Here is a 14,743-nt window from a genome sequence, read left to right as displayed (position 1 = left end):
CATGACCGAACCCGCCTCTGATCCCCAGCGCAGCGCACAGCGCCTGCAATGGGCCCGTACCCAGCTTGACGACGGCAACACCGTGGTCGAACGCGCCTCGGTCGACGCCGGCATGCGCAGCTACTGGCGCACCACCAGCCAGCGCGGCAGCCACATCGTGATGGACGCCCCGCCGGGCCTGGAAGACCCCACGCCGTGGCTGCGCATGCGCGGCCTGCTGCACGATCACGGCCTGCGCGTGCCCGCCCTGCTTGCCCAGGACCTCGACGCCGGCTTCCTGCTGCTGGAAGACCTGGGCGGCCCGACGCTGGCGAAGATCCTCGACGAACGCAATGCCGACGCGTGGTTCAGCCGATCCATCGATCAGCTGCTGCGCCTGCAGGCCATTCCGGTGCCGGCCGATTTCGGCCAGTTCGGCGAAGCGCTGCTGCAGCGTGATGCCGGCCTGTTCGACGAGTGGTTCCTGCAACGTCATCTTGGCCTTGAACTGGACTGTGGCGAGATCGAAGGCCTGCAGCTGGTGCACCGTCGGCTGATGGACAACGCGCTGGGCCAGGCCCAGCTGATGACCCACCGCGACTACATGCCGCGCAACCTGATGCCGGTGGATGGTGGCCCGGCGGTGCTGGATTTCCAGGACCTGGTGCGTGGCCCGATCGCGTACGACGCAGTAAGTCTGTTCAAGGATGCCTTCCTGAGCTGGCCGCTGCAGCGCGTGGACGAATGGCTGGCGCAGTATCACCAGCGCGCACGCGATGCCGGCCTGCCGGTACCCGACCGTGCCACCTTCCTGCGCGATGCCGACTGGATGGGCATCCAGCGCCACGTGAAGATCCTCGGCCTGTTCTGCCGCCTGCGCTATCGCGACAACAAGGGCCACTACCTGGACGATGCGCCGCGCTTCATCACCTACCTCGATGAAGTGCTGCCGCGCTACCGCGAACTGGCGCCCCTGCAGCAGTTGCTGGAAACGCGCATCAAACCGGCACTGGCCGAGCTGTCCGCGCCGATGCGCGTGCTGCGCTGAAGGCCGCATCGATGAAGGCACTGATTTTCGCCGCCGGCCTGGGCGAGCGCATGCGTCCCCTCACCCTGCACACGCCCAAGCCGCTGCTGGCGGTGGCTGGCAAGCCTCTGATCGTGTGGCATCTGCAGCGGTTGGCTGCGCTCGGCATCCACGACGTGGTGATCAACACCGCGTGGCTCGCCGAGCAGTTCCCGGCCGCATTGGGCGATGGCAGCCAATGGGGCCTGCGCCTGCATTTCATGCACGAAGGCGATACCCCGCTGGAAACCGGTGGCGGCATCCTCAATGCATTGCCGGCGCTGGGGGACGATCCGTTCCTGGTAGTGAACGGCGATATCTGGACCGATTTCGATTTCGCCACGCTGCCGCGTGAACCGGCCGGCCAAGCGCATCTGGTACTGGTCGACAACCCGGCGCAGCACCCCAATGGCGACTACCGGCTGGACGCGCACGGTGTGCTGCACCATGACCGCGAAGGCCCGTGCCTGACCTATGCGGGCATCGGCGTCTATCGTCCGTCGATCATGGCCGATTGGCGTGCGGTGATCGGTGAGGCACCGGGCAGCGAGCGTGTGCCACCGAAGTTTTCGGTGGTGCCGTTGCAGAAACATTTCATGGCACAGGGGTTGATGACGGGGCAGCATCATCGCGGGCGCTGGACCGATGTCGGGACCGTTGATCGCCTGCATGCGCTGGATGCGGAGTTGGCCGCGAACGGCTGAGCCCGTCGTGGTTGGTCGCTTGAATCAAAAGCCGTGCTTGGCCGGGCGGGTGGGCCATGCAGGGGACGCTGCAAGTACGTCCCTGTAAGCTCGATGGCGCCATCCATGGCGCCAACGCCCCTGCATGGCCCACCCGCCCGACCTCTGACAAATTCCGTGCGCGTCCAGCCACGAAAAAGAAGGAAAAGCAGAAGCGGGTCGCTTCGCTCTGGTGACGACCAACGGTCGTCACCCGCCAGAAGTAGTTCCCCACCAAAGCGGTGCACATCGGATCCAAGGCAGTCCTTCCTGGGAAAGTCTCATCCACGCATGGCGTGGATCTACTTGTCGCCATCATGGCGCCAACGCCCCTGCATGGCCCACCCGCCCGACCTCTGACAGTCTGCGTGTGCGTCCAGCCACGGAAAAGAAGGAAAAGCAGAAGCGGGTCGCTTCGCTCTTGTGACGACCAACGGTCGTCACCCACCACAAGCAAGACACGTGTCGACCAAGGTCGACATCCACCAACAGCAGTGCAGAACGACGACCCGACAGATCGCGGGAACCTGTCGAAGGCGGGGTGGCTCAGGTTGCGGGGGCGTGAGCGCCATGGATGGCGCGACCGAGGCTACAGGGACGTACTTGCGCCGTCCCCCGCAACCTGAGCCGCCCCGCCATCCCACGGATAGCCAGCTTCTGACGTTGACGTTGCTTCTGCGGGTGCAGGGCGGCAGCCCTGCAAACAAACCCCACCCTCAGTAACGAGGACGGCCTTCTTCCAGCACCTGGCGCAGGAACGGCACGGTGATCCGCCGCTTCGCCGCCAGCGACTCGCGATCCAGCCAGTCCAGCAGCGTGATCAGCCCACCCAGCTCGCGCCCGGTGTGCGACAGCAGCCACTCGATGGCGGCCTCGTCGATCGCCAGCCCCCTGCGCAGCGCGCGCTCGCGCAGCACCGCCGCGCGGCCTTCCTCGTCCAGCGGCTGCAACAGCACGCGCACGCATTGGCCCAGGCGCGAACGCAGGTCCGGCAGCACCAGGCCCAGTTCGCCCGGCGACTTCTGTGCGGTGTACAGCACCGTCACGTCGGCAGCGCGCGCGCGGTTGTGGAAATCGAACAACGCGATTTCATCCTCACGATTGCCTGCCACCGCATCCAGGCCATCCAGCGCCACCAGCTCGCGCTGCTCAAGCCCTTCCAGCGCCACCCGAACCCGGCCGACCACGCTGGCCAGCGGTACGTAGGTCGGCAGGCGCCCGGCCTGCTCGGCGCTGGAACACATCGCCAGCGCCTGGTGGGTCTTGCCGGTGCCGGCCGCGCCTTCCAGGTACACCCAGTCGTGGCTGGCCCCTACCGCGATGGCATGCAGCTGCGCCAGCGCGCCGTCCGGCGCGCCGATGAAGCTTTCCAGCCGCTGGTCCCGCGGGTAATGCAGGGCCAGCGGAAGTTGCGGCACACCAATCACTTCAGTTCCGGACCCTTGTCATTGCCAGGCACGATGATATGGGGCTGGTCGATCACACCATCAAGCACGATCGCGGGCTTCTCGCCGGCGTACAGCTCACTCTGGCGGTAACGCTGGTGCGCATAGCGCAACAGCACATTGCTGACCGCCGCCACCGGCAGCGCCAGCAGCATGCCCAGGAAGCCGAACAGCTGGCCACCGGCCATCACCGCGAAGATCACCGCCACCGGGTGCAGGCCGATCTTGTCGCCGACGATGCGCGGGGTCAGCACGTAGCTCTCCAGCAGCTGGCCAACGGTGAACACCACGCCCACCAGGATCAGCAGTTTCAGGTCGAACCCCTGCGCCTGTACCAGCGCAGCCACGATCGCCATCAGGATGCCGGTGGTCGCGCCCAGGTAGGGAATGAAGCTGATCAGGCCGGCGATCAGGCCGATCAGCAGGCCCAGCTTGAGCCCCACCAGCGACAGGCCACCGGCGTAGATCACGCCCAGCGCCAGCATCACCAGGAACTGCCCGCGGATGAAGGCGCCGAGCACCTCGTTGGATTCACGTGCCAGCGTGGTGATCGTGCCGATCTGGTTGCGCGGGATCACCGATGCCACGCGTTCGACCAGCTTGTCCCAGTCACGCAGGAAGTAGAACGCCAGGATCGGCAGCAACAACAGGTTGACCACCCAGGTCACCACCGTGAAGCCCGAACGCGATACGTAGCCCATGAAGGTCGTGGCGAATCCGCCGGCCTGCTGCCAATGGCTGCGCACCCATTCGATCACACGGTCGGGATCCATCCACTGCATCACTTCCAGCCCGGTCTTCTGCTCGAACCAGGGAATGCCCTTCTCCATCAGCCAGGCCTGCGCCTGCGGAGCCGCGGCGATCAGTGTGCTGATCTGGCGCTCGATCATCGGCACCAGCACCAGCAGCAGCGCGACGATCACCAGCACCATCGCCACGAACACCAGCACCACGCCGGTCATGCGCGAACGGCCGGTGGCTTCGATGCGGTCCACCAGCGGATCGCCCAGCCAGGCCAGCGCCAGCGCCAGCACGAACGGCGTCAGGATCGGCGCCAGCAGCCACACGACCCAGCCGATCAGGCCGGCCAGCAGGATGAACTTCAGCCGCCGCAGGAACTGCGCGATTTCCGCTTCCGGGGACAGGATCATCGCAGGCGGTACTCATTGCTGACCGGCGCCGGTGCCGGTGCACCGGTCGTATCGTCGATCGGCGTCGGCAGGGCCGGCAGTGTCGCCGACGGCACCAGCACGCCGTTGTCGCCGAGCATGCGGTTGAAGCCGGCCAGGCCGGTGGTCATTTCCAGATTCAGTTCCAGATGGTCGGCGGTCGCGCGCAGCGGGGTGACGTTGCGCACCACGGCCACTTCACGCAGGCCGGCGGCCAGGCGCAGGTATTCGTCAGCGCTGTTGATGCCGGTCACCACCACGCGGTAGGTGCCCGCCTGGCCGGTGGCCGCACCGGCCTTGGCATAACGCTTGACCAGCGCGTCGGCAGCGCCATCGGCACCGGCGGCCATCGCGCGCATGGCGTTGGCGTCCTTGCTGGTCCACTTGTTCAGTTCACGGCCGTTGTCGACGAACACCCAGTCCGCCTGCCAACCGCCATTGGCGCGGTAAAGCTTGCCGATCAGCTGCATCGGCGGCGAATAGCGCGACGAGGCCCGCGCGACTGCGGCGCTGTCCTGGCGCCAGATGGCACCGGCCAGGGCCTGCTCGGCGGCACCACCACTGGGCAGGCCAAGCTTGTAGCCGCGCTCGATGGCCCGGCTCAGCAGCGGCCGCGCAGCATTGGCCTGCTGCACGCTGACCAGACGCGGACCACTGCCGTCGTCGACGGCCAGCCACAGCACCGGCTTCGGCCGGGGCTGAGGCCACAGCGGAAGCCCCAGGGCCGACACCAGCCCGTCCACGTCGTCCTCGCGGAAGCGCGCGACCAGCAGGGTACGGAAGCTCGGCGCACCGCTGGCGCCCACGCTCTGGTCCTGCTTGTAGTCGTAGCTGGCCACATAGTCCTTGGCATTGCGCAACGCCTGCGCCACGCCGGGGCGCGACATGACGCTGCGATCGCCGGACAATTTGCCCAGTACAACGCTCAACGCGCGGGCAAGTGCACCGTTGCGGTCAGCCTCGGCTTGGCTGTTGACGGGCACTTCGGCCTCGTACGCACCACTGGCAGTGGCAACATCCCCCTCGGTTCGCATGCCGCTCTGGGCCATCGTGGCCACCGGCAGGCACAGCGCAAGGAGCAGGGTCAAAAACAGGCTGCGGCGCATCAGGACATCCATTGGCTCGACGTATCCGGGGGGAATTGTTGCCCGAATACGGCCTTTGCGCCAATGCGGCCTGTTAAAATCGGCGATTCAACCCCTGCCAGCGCCGACGCCCGTGACCAACAGCCCGTCTTCCGCCCCTTCTCCCCTCACCTACCGTGACGCGGGTGTCGACATCGACGCCGGCAACGAACTGGTCGAGCGGATCAAGCCCCTGGTCAAGCGCAGCTTCCGTCCGGAGGTGATGGGCGGCCTGGGTGGCTTTGGCGCCCTGTTCGACCTGTCCAACAAGTACCGCGAGCCGGTGCTGGTGTCGGGCACCGACGGCGTCGGCACCAAGCTGAAGCTGGCCCACCAGCTGAACCGCCACGATACGATCGGCATCGACCTGGTCGCCATGTGCGTGAACGACGTGCTGGTGCAGGGCGCCGAGCCCTTGTTCTTCCTGGACTACTTCGCCACCGGCAAGCTGGACATCGACACCGCCGCCGCGGTCGTGGGCGGCATCGCCAATGGCTGTACCGAGGCCGGCTGCGCCCTGATCGGCGGCGAAACCGCCGAGATGCCCGACATGTACGCGCCGGGCGAGTACGACCTGGCCGGCTTCACCGTCGCGGCCGTCGAAAAGAGCGAACTGAAGGACGGCGCCAATGTCGCCGCCGGCGACGTGCTGATCGGCATCGCCTCGTCCGGCCCGCACTCCAACGGCTATTCGCTGGTACGTCGCATCTATGACCGCGCCGGCCGCCCGGCGGAGCTGGAACTGGAAGGCGGGGTCAAGCTGGTCGATGCGCTGATGGCCCCCACCCGCCTGTACGTCAAGCCGATCCTGTCGCTGCTGAAGTCGCACGGCGATGCCATCCACGGCATGGCCCACATCACCGGTGGCGGCCTGACCGAGAACATCATCCGCGTGGTGCCCGAAGGCCTCGGCCTGGACATCCAGGCCTCGTCGTGGACCCTGCCGCCGGTGTTCCAGTGGCTGCAGAAGGAAGGCGCGGTGGCAGACAGCGAGATGTGGCGCACCTTCAACTGCGGCATCGGCTTCGTGCTGATCGTCGCTGCGGACCAGCTCGAGGCCGTATCCGCTGCGGTGAAGGCGGAAGGCCTGGAGCACTGGACGATCGGCCAGGTGGTCACCGCCCAGGGCGGCGAACGCGTCCACATCGCCTGATCCACTGGACAAAGGAACCCGCATGGACGCACCTCCTCCCTTGTCGACGCCGCCGACTCCGCCCGTGCTGCCGCCGAACCCGGCCGTGCCGGTGTTCGGCCCGCAGGACGCCACCCAGCTGCGCCAGCTGGCGATCGGCCACTATGTGGTCGCTGGCCTGATGGCGGTGTTCTCGCTGGTCTTCGTCCTGCACATCGTGCTGGGCATCGCCATGCTGTCCGGCTCGCTGCCGATGAAATCCGGCGGTGAACCGTCATCGCCGGAAGAGCAGCAGTTCGTCGGCTGGCTGTTCACCGTGATGGGCGTCTGCATCGTGCTCGGCGGGCTGACCCTGGCAGGCTTCGTGGCCTATGCCGGCCGCTGCCTGTCACAGCAGCGCCGCTACCTGCTGTGCATGATCGTGGCGGGGCTGGCGTGCCTGTTCACCCCCATCGGCACCATCCTCGGCGTGTTCACCCTGGTCGTGCTGCTGCGCCCGCAGGTGAAGGCCACCTTCGCTGGCCAGGCGGGTGTGGCATGAGCGATGGCATGAACCCACCGCCGCTGCCACGGCAGACCCTGGCGGACCTGCAGACCGCAAGCCACCTGCACAACCTGAAGATCCTGTTCTACACGCTGGCCGGCTTCCATTGGCTGGCAGCGCTGGTCTTCCTCGGCTTTGTCGGCATCGTCGCCTTCGAACGCGGAATGGACGACGGCGCGGTGCTGGCGACGGTGTACGGCGCGGTGTCGCTGCTGGCCATCGGCTTGGGTTTCCTGCAGCTGCGCACCGCGCGGCTGCTTGGCCAGCGCAGCCATCTGGCCTGGTGTCGCGGCGCGGCCTGGGCAGCGGTGATGGCCGGCCCACTGGGCATGGCCCTGACCGCCTACGCGGTGTATTTCCTGCGCAAGCCGGAGATCGCCGCCCTGTTCGACCGCGGCGACCACGTCAGCGTCTGAGCTGGCAAGCGCATGTTCCGTCTCTTCTGCTGATCGCCCCGACATGTCCACGCCCGCTGCCTCCACGCTCGCCCGCAACCGCGCCACCCACTCCCTGTCGGCACCGAAGAAGGCCGCACTGGTCGCGGTGCTGGGCATCTTCGCCGCCACCTGGATCCATCCGCTGTGGCCGCTCGAGCAGACCCTGCACAGTTCGCTGACGGTGATCGGGCTGCTGGCCCTGTGGTGGGTGGACCGGCGCTGGCAGCTGGGCAACGGCGCGTTCATCGCCATCTGCGGCTTCATCGCCATCCACTGCGTGGCCGCGCGCTGGCTGTACTCCAACGTGCCGTATGACGCATGGCTGCAGTCGCTGCTCGGGTGGTCGCCGGACGCAGCCTTTGGCTGGCAGCGCAACCACTTCGATCGCCTGATCCACTTCCTCTATGGCGTCTGCTTCACCCCCGCATTGCTGCAGCTGGCGCGACATTCCTGGCCTGCGCTGCGCATCGGCCAGGCATTCACCCTGGCGGTGATGGCGGTGATGTGTTCCAGCCTGGTGTATGAGTGGCTGGAATGGGGCATCGCCCTTGCCCTGTCGCCGGAAGCGGCCGAGGCCTATAACGGCCAGCAGGGCGACATGTGGGACGCACATGCGGACATGCTGCTGGCGACCCTGGGCAGCCTGTTGCTGTGGCCGCTGGTACGCCGGAGCGTGGTGCGATGAGCATCCGCCGAATCGCCGTGCTGGCATCCGGGCGCGGCAGCAACCTGCAGGCCATTGTCGACGCCATCGCGGCAGGGCGACTGCAGGCCGAGATTGTCGGCGTGTTCTCCGATCGTCCCGATGCGACCGCCCTGGAGCGGGTGGCAACGGATCGGCGCTGGGGGCATGCGCCGAAGGAATTCAGCAACCGCGCCGCCTACGAGCAGGCGCTGGGTGATGCGCTGGCAGCATCCACGCCGGACTGGATCGTCTGCGCCGGCTACATGCGCATTCTGGGCGCCGATTTCGTACAGCGGTTCACTGGCCGCCTGGTCAACATCCACCCCTCGCTGCTGCCGTTGCACAAGGGCCTGCACACCCATGCACGGGCGCTTGAGGCCGGCGATAGCGAGCACGGCGCCAGCGTGCACCTGGTGGTGCCGGAACTGGATGCCGGCGCGGTGCTGGCGCAGGCCCGGGTTCCGGTGCTTGCCGGCGACGATGCACAGACCCTGGCCGAACGCGTGCTTGCGGTGGAGCATCCGTTGCTGATCGCCACCCTGGAACTGCTCTGTGCAGGGCGCCTGGCTGAACGGGAAGGCCTGCCGATGTTCGACGGTCACCCCCTGTTTAGCCCCTTGGCTCTAGATTCCGCCGGAAACCTGAACCGGTAACGCCCGTGCACACGCCCCGCTGACTGCGGGGCTGGCATCCTGCTCCCCTCCTGCGGTTCCTGTCGGCCATGAAGACCACGTCCCTGCTGCGTACAACTCTGCTGCTGCCGCTTGCCGTCCTCGCCTGTGCGGGCTGGGGCCAGGCAACAGCGCCCGCTGCGCCGGCACCTGCGGAGGTGGCGCCGCCGGTGTTGCCTGCACTGGCCTGGGAGCCGCCGCCGCTGCAGCCGTTCAGCGCGACCTACCAGGCGTTCTTCAAGGGCAAGGAAGCAGGCGATGCGACCATGCAGGTCACCCACACCGGCGGCAGCCAGTGGCGGGTGGACATGCAGGTGGTCGGCCGCCGCGGCTTTGCCAGCGTGCTCGGCCTGAACATCGAGCAGAGCACGGTGTTCGAGGAGCGCAGCGGTGTGTATGCGCCGCTCAGCCAGAGCACGGTGCGCAAGGGCCTGTTCCTCGGCAAGAAGGCGGTCGGCACCTACAACTGGCAGGCCGGTACCGCGCAGTGGAGCGGCGACGTGGAAAAGAAGCGCGCCCAGCCGATTCCACTGCAGGCCGGCGACCAGAGCGCGTTGCTGATCAACCTGGCGATCATGCGCGACGCCCGTCCCGGCGCGGCCATGCACTATCGCTACGTCGACATGGGCAAGGTGCGCCAGCACGATTACCAGGCTGCGCCGCAGACCGAGAACGTCGAGGTCGGCGACCTGTCCTACAACGCGCTGCGGGTGTATCGCACCAACGGCGGCAACAATGAAACCATTCTCTGGATCGCCAACGGTGTCCCCACCCCGGTGCGCATCCTGCAACGTGAAGACGGCGAAGATCGCGTCGATCTGCGCCTGATTGAATACCAAGGAGTCTGAGCATGAACACCCTGACCCGCCCCCTGACCTGGATCGCCGCTGCCGCACTGTCGGTGGCCAGCCTGCCGGCCATGGCCCTGCAGCCGTTCAAGGCCGACTACCTCGCCAGCTACATGGGCATGCAGGCCAATGGCAGCATGACCCTGGCCAGCGAAGGCACCAACAAGTGGCGTTACAGCCTGCAGGTCAAGAACCAGCTGGCGGACCTGAGCCAGACCACGGTGTTCGAGGAAGTGCGCGGGCAGTTGCGCCCGCTCAGCAGCCAGGACCGCTCTGCGCTGCTGGTGAAGAAGCGCAATGTGCAGGCCAACTACAACTGGACCAGCAACCAGGCCACCTGGACCGGCGACATCAAGCCGGACCGCGCCGGACCGATCGCCCTGAAGGCCGGCGACATGGACGCGCTGCTGATCAACCTGGCCATCGCCCGCGACCTGGCCGCAGGCAAGCCGCTGACCTATCGCATGGTCGACGAAGGCCGTATCAAGAACATGACCTACCGCGTGGTGGGCAAGGAATCGGTCACCGTCGGCGGCAAGAGCTACGAGGCCACCAAGGTCTCGCGCACCGACGGCAACAAGGAGCTGATCGCCTGGATCGTGCCGGAGTTCCCGGTGCCGGCGCGCATGCTGCAGCGTGAGAGCGGCCGCGATGCGCTGGACCTGACCATCAAGGCAATGAACTGACCGAACGCGCTGCGCGCTCGCCGGGCATGGCCCGGCGCTACCGCCCAACGTCGATCCACGCCATGCGTGGATTCACGCCCCGCACACAAAAACGCCCGCTTTCGCGGGCGTTTTTTTCATTTCTTCGTTTCTTCCGCCGGCTTGAACTCGGTGCGGCAGTCGACCCGGATCTGCTCGCCCGTGGATCGGCGCACGAACGTGCGGCAATGGCGGTTGCCGTCCTGGCTGTCGTTCACCGCAACCGCGTAGAACGACTGGATGATCTCGTCACGGGTTACCGTGCCGTCGCCATTCCAGTCCATGTCCTTCTGCTCGATGCCTTTGGTGATGGCGATGTTGGCGTACCAGGCATAGCCCAGCCACGCCAGCACGATCAGCACCAGCACCAGCAGCGCCTTGCGGCGACGGCTGAACCTGCCGCGCAGGATCATGCGGCCACGCGCCGGATGGTGGCGCCGAGCGAAGACAGCTTTTCTTCGATGTTTTCGTAGCCGCGATCAAGGTGGTAGATGCGATCGATGGTGGTATCGCCATCGGCCATCAAGCCGGCCAGGATCAGCGATGCGGACGCGCGCAGGTCGGTTGCCATCACCGGTGCACCGCTCAGGCGCTCGTGACCACGCACGATGGCCGTGTGGCCTTCCACCTGCACATCCGCGCCAAGGCGCAGCAGCTCGTTGACGTGCATGAAACGGTTCTCGAAGATCGTTTCATTGATCACGCCCACGCCGTCGGCCACGCAGTTGAGCGCCATGAACTGCGCCTGCATGTCGGTCGGGAACGCCGGATACGGCGCGGTGGTCAGGTTGACTGCCTTCGGCCGCTTGCCGTGCATGTCCAGGGTGATGCTGTCTTCGGTGGTCTCGATGGTCGCGCCGGCTTCCACCAGCTTGGCCAGCACCGCGTCCATGGTGTTCGGGCGCGCGCGGTTGACGGTGACCTTGCCACCGGTCATCGCTGCAGCCACCAGGAAGGTGCCGGTTTCGATGCGGTCGGGCAGCACTTCATGGCGGCCACCGGACAGGCGTTCGACGCCTTCGATGACCAGGCGGGCGGTGCCCAGGCCTTCGATCTTCGCGCCGAGAGCGATCAGGCAATGCGCCAGGTCGGTGACTTCCGGCTCCATCGCCGCGTTGTCGAGGATGGTGGTGCCTTCGGCCAGCACTGCGGCCATCAGCACGTTCTCGGTACCGGTCACGCTGACCATGTCGAAGGTGAAGTGGCCACCCTTCAGGCGCTTGGCGGTGGCCTTGATGAAGCCGTTCTCGACCACGATGTCGGCACCGAGTGCCTGCAGGCCCTTGATGTGCTGGTCGACCGGGCGCGAACCGATCGCGCAGCCGCCGGGCAGCGATACTTCGGCGGCGCCGAAGCGGGCCAGCAGCGGGCCCAGCACCAGGATCGAGGCGCGCATGGTCCTGACCAGCTCATAAGGAGCCACATGCTGGTTGACCGGACGCGGGTCGACCACGATCGCGCTGCCACGCGACAGCGTGCCCTGGTCGATGGTCACGTTCGCGCCCAGTTCGCCCAGCAGCTTCACCGTGGTGACCACATCGTGCAGATGCGGCACGTTGGTGATCTCCACCGGCGCATCGGCCAGCAGGGTCGCGCACAGGATGGGGAGGACGGCGTTCTTGGCGCCGGAGATGCTTACTTCACCGTGCAGCGCAGCGCCGCCGGTCACAACGATCTTGGCCATGTATTGGGGATCTTCTGCGGTTCAGCCGGCTTCGGCCGGGGTCACGGTTTTCAGTGCGAGCGCGTGGATCGCGCCGCCCATCAGGTCACCCAGAGTGGCATACACCATCCGGTGGCGGGCCAGCGGCAGCTTGCCGGCAAAGGCCTCGCTGACCACGGTCGCTTCGAAATGCACGCCATCGTCACCCTGCACGTCGGCGCGGGCGCCGGGCAGGCCGGTTTCGATCAGATTGCGGATGGTGTCGGCGTCCAACGGGCTTTCCTAATAAAATGTGCGTCCATTCTACTTCCGCTGCGTGGCGTCCGCATGGCCGAATCCCTGTTGCCCCCCCGTTCCGCCGACCCTGCCGCCCTGGTCGCCAGTGGCCGGCGCGTGTTCGAGATCGAACGACAGGCGCTGGACGCCGTGGCCGACCGCCTCGGCGATGCCTTCCAGCAGGCCTGCCGGGCGATCCTGGGCAGCCGTGGCCGGGTGGTCGCCACCGGCATGGGCAAGTCCGGCCATGTGGCGCGCAAGATCGCCGCCACCCTGGCCTCCACCGGCACCCCGGCGTTCTACGTGCACCCGGGCGAGGCCGGCCATGGTGACCTGGGCATGATCACCGAGGACGACGTGGTGCTGGCCCTGTCCTATTCGGGTGAATCGGATGAGCTGCTGATGCTGCTGCCGGTGCTCAAGCGCCAGGGCAATGTGCTGATCGCCATGACCGGCCGCCCGCAGTCGAGCCTGGCCAGCGCCGCCGATTTCCACCTGGATGTGAGCGTGCCGGCCGAAGCCTGCCCGCTGGCGCTGGCGCCCACCTCCAGCACCACCGCCTCGCTGGCGATGGGTGACGCGCTGGCGGTGGCCCTGCTGGATGCACGCGGCTTCACCGCCGACGATTTCGCCCGTTCGCACCCGGCCGGCAGCCTCGGCCGCCGCCTGCTGCTGCACATCACCGACGTCATGCACACCGGTGAGGACCTGCCCAAGGTCGATGTCGGCGCCAGCCTCAGCGAAGCGCTGATGGAGATGAGCCGCAAGCGCCTGGGCATGACCGCCGTGGTCGACGACCAGGGCGTGCTGATCGGGCTGTTCACCGACGGCGACCTGCGCCGCGCCCTGGACACCGACCTGGACGTGCGCACCGCCAGGATCGCCGATGTGATGACCCGGCAACCGCGCACCATCAGCGCCGACAAGCTGGCGGTGGAGGCTGCGCGGCTGATGGAAACCCACAAGATCACCGGCCTGATCGTGGTCGACAGCCAGGGCCGCGCGGTCGGCGCCCTGAACATTCATGACCTGTTGCGGGCGCGGGTGGTTTAACCGACAGTCCGTAGACCCCATTCAGTCTGTACCAACGAGCCCGCAACCACCGAGTCCGATGCCCTGATGCCCTGGTCCCCCCTGCCCGCCTTCCCCACCCACCTGCATGCCGTTGCGGCCGGTATCCGCCTGGCCTGCTTCGACGTGGACGGCACCCTCACCGACGGTCGGCTGTACTACGACAAGGATGGCAACGAGAGCAAGGCGTACTTCGTGCAGGATGGCCTGGGCCTGAAACTGCTGCAGCAGCACGGCATCCACCCCGTGCTGATCACCGCGCGCAACAGCCAGTCCGCGCTCAAGCGCGGCGCCGACCTGGGCATCGACACCCAGATCGCCGTCGGCGACAAGCTGGCCAGCGTGCAGGCGCTGTGCGCCCAGCACGGCATCGGCCTGGAGCAGGTGGCCTTCATGGGTGACGACCTGCCCGACCTGGCGCCGCTGGGCGCGGTCGGCCTGGCGGTGGCTCCGGCCAATGCCCATCCGTGGATCGCCGAGCGCGTGCACTGGATTACCCGTGCTGACGGTGGCCGTGGTGCCGCGCGCGAGCTGTGCGACGTGCTGCTGGCCGCGCAGGGCCGCGTGGACGCCGTGCTGGCGAGGTTCGGCGCATGAATGCCCCCACCCTGAACTGGCGGATGATCCTCGGCGTCGGCCTGCTGCTGGCCGCCCTGCTGAGCAGCTGGGCGGCGCTGCGCAACCGCGAAAAGGCACCTGCCGTCGAAGGCCAGGACGCCGGTGTGGACTACATCCTGCACGATTTCCAGATCGTCGCCCTGGACGAACATGGCAAGGAATCGACCACCCTGCGCGCGCCCCTGCTGGAACGCCAGCGTGGCGACCAGACGCTCAACATCACCACGCCGCTGTTCGAAATGCCCGACAAGGACGGCAAGCACTGGACGCTGCGCGCCCAGACCGGCTGGCTCAGTGCCAAGGGCGACGAGATGAAGCTGCGGGGCAACGTCGCCGGCGACAGCCCGGCCGGCCCGGGCGTGGTCCCGACCACCTTCCGCACCGACCACCTGGATGTATTCCCGAAGGACAACCGCGCCCGCACCGATGCCCTGGTGACCATGACCCGGCCCGGCATGGAGCAGTCCGGCGTCGGGTTCGAGGTGGATTCGAAGAACAACACGTATCATTTCCTCAGCCAGTCCAAGGGTCGTTACACGCCCAAGCGCTGATTCCGCCGCCCGCCCGCGACGTCTTCCCGACAGGCGCG

At 67.1% G+C, this 14,743-nt stretch carries 18 protein-coding genes; 12 read left to right on the top strand and 6 right to left on the bottom strand.

The genetic code is table 11. The annotated features are described in order from the left end of the window. Position 1 precedes the first annotated feature (1 nt). Together CR918_RS03450 and murU are read left to right on the top strand one after the other, a co-directional pair. A complete protein-coding gene (locus tag CR918_RS03450; RefSeq protein ID WP_099842049.1) occupies positions 2–1,027 on the top strand; it encodes an aminoglycoside phosphotransferase family protein in 1,026 nt (341 codons plus the stop codon). An 11-nt stretch (positions 1,028–1,038) separates the two neighbouring features. Then, a complete protein-coding gene (gene murU, locus CR918_RS03445) occupies positions 1,039–1,749 on the top strand; it encodes an N-acetylmuramate alpha-1-phosphate uridylyltransferase MurU (protein ID WP_099842048.1) in 711 nt (236 codons plus the stop codon). 734 nt (positions 1,750–2,483) lie between these two features. Here murU and hda read toward each other — a convergent pair. The 3 genes from hda to CR918_RS03430 are packed head-to-tail and all read right to left on the bottom strand — an operon-like array spanning position 2,484 to position 5,487. Then, positions 2,484–3,191: a DnaA regulatory inactivator Hda gene (gene hda, locus CR918_RS03440; protein ID WP_032977533.1), complete on the bottom strand. Its 708-nt coding sequence runs from the start codon at positions 3,189–3,191 to the stop codon at positions 2,484–2,486. Then, the gene (locus tag CR918_RS03435) at positions 3,191–4,363 is read right to left on the bottom strand and encodes an AI-2E family transporter (RefSeq protein WP_032977517.1); all 1,173 of its coding nucleotides are present in this window, start codon (positions 4,361–4,363) and stop codon (positions 3,191–3,193) included. The genes hda and CR918_RS03435 overlap by 1 nt, the downstream gene beginning before the upstream one ends. Further along, positions 4,360–5,487 carry a DUF2066 domain-containing protein gene (locus tag CR918_RS03430; protein WP_223482051.1) on the bottom strand — a complete coding sequence of 376 codons (1,128 nt, stop codon included), beginning with the start codon at positions 5,485–5,487 and terminating at the stop codon, positions 4,360–4,362. The genes CR918_RS03435 and CR918_RS03430 overlap by 4 nt, the downstream gene beginning before the upstream one ends. A gap of 112 nt (positions 5,488–5,599) precedes the next feature. Between CR918_RS03430 and purM the strand changes: the two genes are divergently transcribed. From purM to CR918_RS03395, 7 genes are all read left to right on the top strand, one after another. Next, positions 5,600–6,658 carry a phosphoribosylformylglycinamidine cyclo-ligase gene (gene purM, locus CR918_RS03425; RefSeq protein ID WP_032951578.1) on the top strand — a complete coding sequence of 353 codons (1,059 nt, stop codon included), beginning with the start codon at positions 5,600–5,602 and terminating at the stop codon, positions 6,656–6,658. 22 nt (positions 6,659–6,680) lie between these two features. Further along, on the top strand, positions 6,681–7,178 hold the full coding sequence (locus tag CR918_RS03420) for a hypothetical protein (RefSeq protein WP_099842047.1): 498 nt from the start codon (positions 6,681–6,683) through the stop codon (positions 7,176–7,178). Further along, entirely contained in the window at positions 7,175–7,597 is a 423-nt protein-coding gene (locus CR918_RS03415; protein WP_099842046.1) for a hypothetical protein, read from the top strand. The genes CR918_RS03420 and CR918_RS03415 overlap by 4 nt, the downstream gene beginning before the upstream one ends. Positions 7,598–7,691: 94 nt before the next feature. Continuing rightward, a complete protein-coding gene (locus CR918_RS03410; protein ID WP_170919604.1) occupies positions 7,692–8,303 on the top strand; it encodes a DUF2238 domain-containing protein in 612 nt (203 codons plus the stop codon). Next, positions 8,300–8,956, top strand: a complete 657-nt coding sequence (gene purN / locus CR918_RS03405) for a phosphoribosylglycinamide formyltransferase (protein WP_099842045.1) — start codon at positions 8,300–8,302, stop codon at positions 8,954–8,956. Before CR918_RS03410 ends, purN begins: the two co-directional genes overlap by 4 nt. Positions 8,957–9,024: 68 nt before the next feature. Then, entirely contained in the window at positions 9,025–9,822 is a 798-nt protein-coding gene (locus CR918_RS03400) for a DUF3108 domain-containing protein (RefSeq protein WP_025874010.1), read from the top strand. 2 nt (positions 9,823–9,824) lie between these two features. Beyond that, the gene (locus tag CR918_RS03395; protein WP_032977526.1) at positions 9,825–10,508 is read left to right on the top strand and encodes a DUF3108 domain-containing protein; all 684 of its coding nucleotides are present in this window, start codon (positions 9,825–9,827) and stop codon (positions 10,506–10,508) included. A gap of 116 nt (positions 10,509–10,624) precedes the next feature. On the opposite strand, the gene CR918_RS03390 is transcribed toward CR918_RS03395, so the two are convergent. From CR918_RS03390 to CR918_RS03380, 3 genes are read right to left on the bottom strand one after another with little or no spacing between them, the layout of a single operon-like run. Continuing rightward, positions 10,625–10,939, bottom strand: coding sequence for a hypothetical protein (locus CR918_RS03390; protein WP_025874012.1), 315 nt, complete (start codon positions 10,937–10,939; stop codon positions 10,625–10,627). Continuing rightward, complete coding sequence (gene murA, locus CR918_RS03385; protein ID WP_025874013.1) at positions 10,936–12,210, bottom strand: UDP-N-acetylglucosamine 1-carboxyvinyltransferase; 1,275 nt, start codon at positions 12,208–12,210, stop codon at positions 10,936–10,938. Before murA ends, CR918_RS03390 begins: the two co-directional genes overlap by 4 nt. A gap of 21 nt (positions 12,211–12,231) precedes the next feature. Further along, positions 12,232–12,462, bottom strand: a complete 231-nt coding sequence (locus CR918_RS03380) for a BolA family protein (protein WP_025874014.1) — start codon at positions 12,460–12,462, stop codon at positions 12,232–12,234. Positions 12,463–12,516: 54 nt separating this feature from the next. Between CR918_RS03380 and CR918_RS03375 the strand changes: the two genes are divergently transcribed. The 3 genes from CR918_RS03375 to lptC all read left to right on the top strand — a co-directional run bounded on the left by CR918_RS03375 (position 12,517) and on the right by lptC (position 14,705). Beyond that, positions 12,517–13,518: a KpsF/GutQ family sugar-phosphate isomerase gene (locus tag CR918_RS03375; RefSeq protein WP_025874015.1), complete on the top strand. Its 1,002-nt coding sequence runs from the start codon at positions 12,517–12,519 to the stop codon at positions 13,516–13,518. Positions 13,519–13,584: 66 nt separating this feature from the next. Beyond that, on the top strand, positions 13,585–14,133 hold the full coding sequence (locus CR918_RS03370) for a KdsC family phosphatase (protein WP_033830524.1): 549 nt from the start codon (positions 13,585–13,587) through the stop codon (positions 14,131–14,133). Further along, complete coding sequence (gene lptC / locus CR918_RS03365) at positions 14,130–14,705, top strand: LPS export ABC transporter periplasmic protein LptC (RefSeq protein ID WP_025874017.1); 576 nt, start codon at positions 14,130–14,132, stop codon at positions 14,703–14,705. Before CR918_RS03370 ends, lptC begins: the two co-directional genes overlap by 4 nt. Positions 14,706–14,743: the final 38 nt, after the last annotated feature.

The sequence above is a fragment of the Stenotrophomonas indicatrix genome (assembly GCF_002750975.1).
Lineage (GTDB): Bacteria > Pseudomonadota > Gammaproteobacteria > Xanthomonadales > Xanthomonadaceae > Stenotrophomonas > Stenotrophomonas indicatrix.
Note: the sequence above shows the minus strand (reverse complement) of the source record. Positions and strands in the feature narration are given on the sequence as shown.

What these genes read in the sequence shown, in the direction of transcription:
- CR918_RS03415 (WP_099842046.1), top strand. Translation starts at nt 7,175, where the DNA reads ATGAGCGATGGCATGAACCCACCGCCGCTGCCACGGCAGACCCTGGCG.
- CR918_RS03450 (WP_099842049.1), top strand. Translation starts at nt 2, where the DNA reads ATGACCGAACCCGCCTCTGATCCCCAGCGCAGCGCACAGCGCCTGCAA.
- lptC (WP_025874017.1), top strand. Translation starts at nt 14,130, where the DNA reads ATGAATGCCCCCACCCTGAACTGGCGGATGATCCTCGGCGTCGGCCTG.
- CR918_RS03430 (WP_223482051.1), bottom strand. Translation starts at nt 5,487, where the DNA reads ATGCGCCGCAGCCTGTTTTTGACCCTGCTCCTTGCGCTGTGCCTGCCG.
- CR918_RS03395 (WP_032977526.1), top strand. Translation starts at nt 9,825, where the DNA reads ATGAACACCCTGACCCGCCCCCTGACCTGGATCGCCGCTGCCGCACTG.
- CR918_RS03390 (WP_025874012.1), bottom strand. Translation starts at nt 10,939, where the DNA reads ATGATCCTGCGCGGCAGGTTCAGCCGTCGCCGCAAGGCGCTGCTGGTG.
- CR918_RS03435 (WP_032977517.1), bottom strand. Translation starts at nt 4,363, where the DNA reads ATGATCCTGTCCCCGGAAGCGGAAATCGCGCAGTTCCTGCGGCGGCTG.
- murA (WP_025874013.1), bottom strand. Translation starts at nt 12,210, where the DNA reads ATGGCCAAGATCGTTGTGACCGGCGGCGCTGCGCTGCACGGTGAAGTA.
- CR918_RS03420 (WP_099842047.1), top strand. Translation starts at nt 6,681, where the DNA reads ATGGACGCACCTCCTCCCTTGTCGACGCCGCCGACTCCGCCCGTGCTG.
- purN (WP_099842045.1), top strand. Translation starts at nt 8,300, where the DNA reads ATGAGCATCCGCCGAATCGCCGTGCTGGCATCCGGGCGCGGCAGCAAC.
- CR918_RS03400 (WP_025874010.1), top strand. Translation starts at nt 9,025, where the DNA reads ATGAAGACCACGTCCCTGCTGCGTACAACTCTGCTGCTGCCGCTTGCC.
- CR918_RS03370 (WP_033830524.1), top strand. Translation starts at nt 13,585, where the DNA reads ATGCCCTGGTCCCCCCTGCCCGCCTTCCCCACCCACCTGCATGCCGTT.
- CR918_RS03375 (WP_025874015.1), top strand. Translation starts at nt 12,517, where the DNA reads ATGGCCGAATCCCTGTTGCCCCCCCGTTCCGCCGACCCTGCCGCCCTG.
- murU (WP_099842048.1), top strand. Translation starts at nt 1,039, where the DNA reads ATGAAGGCACTGATTTTCGCCGCCGGCCTGGGCGAGCGCATGCGTCCC.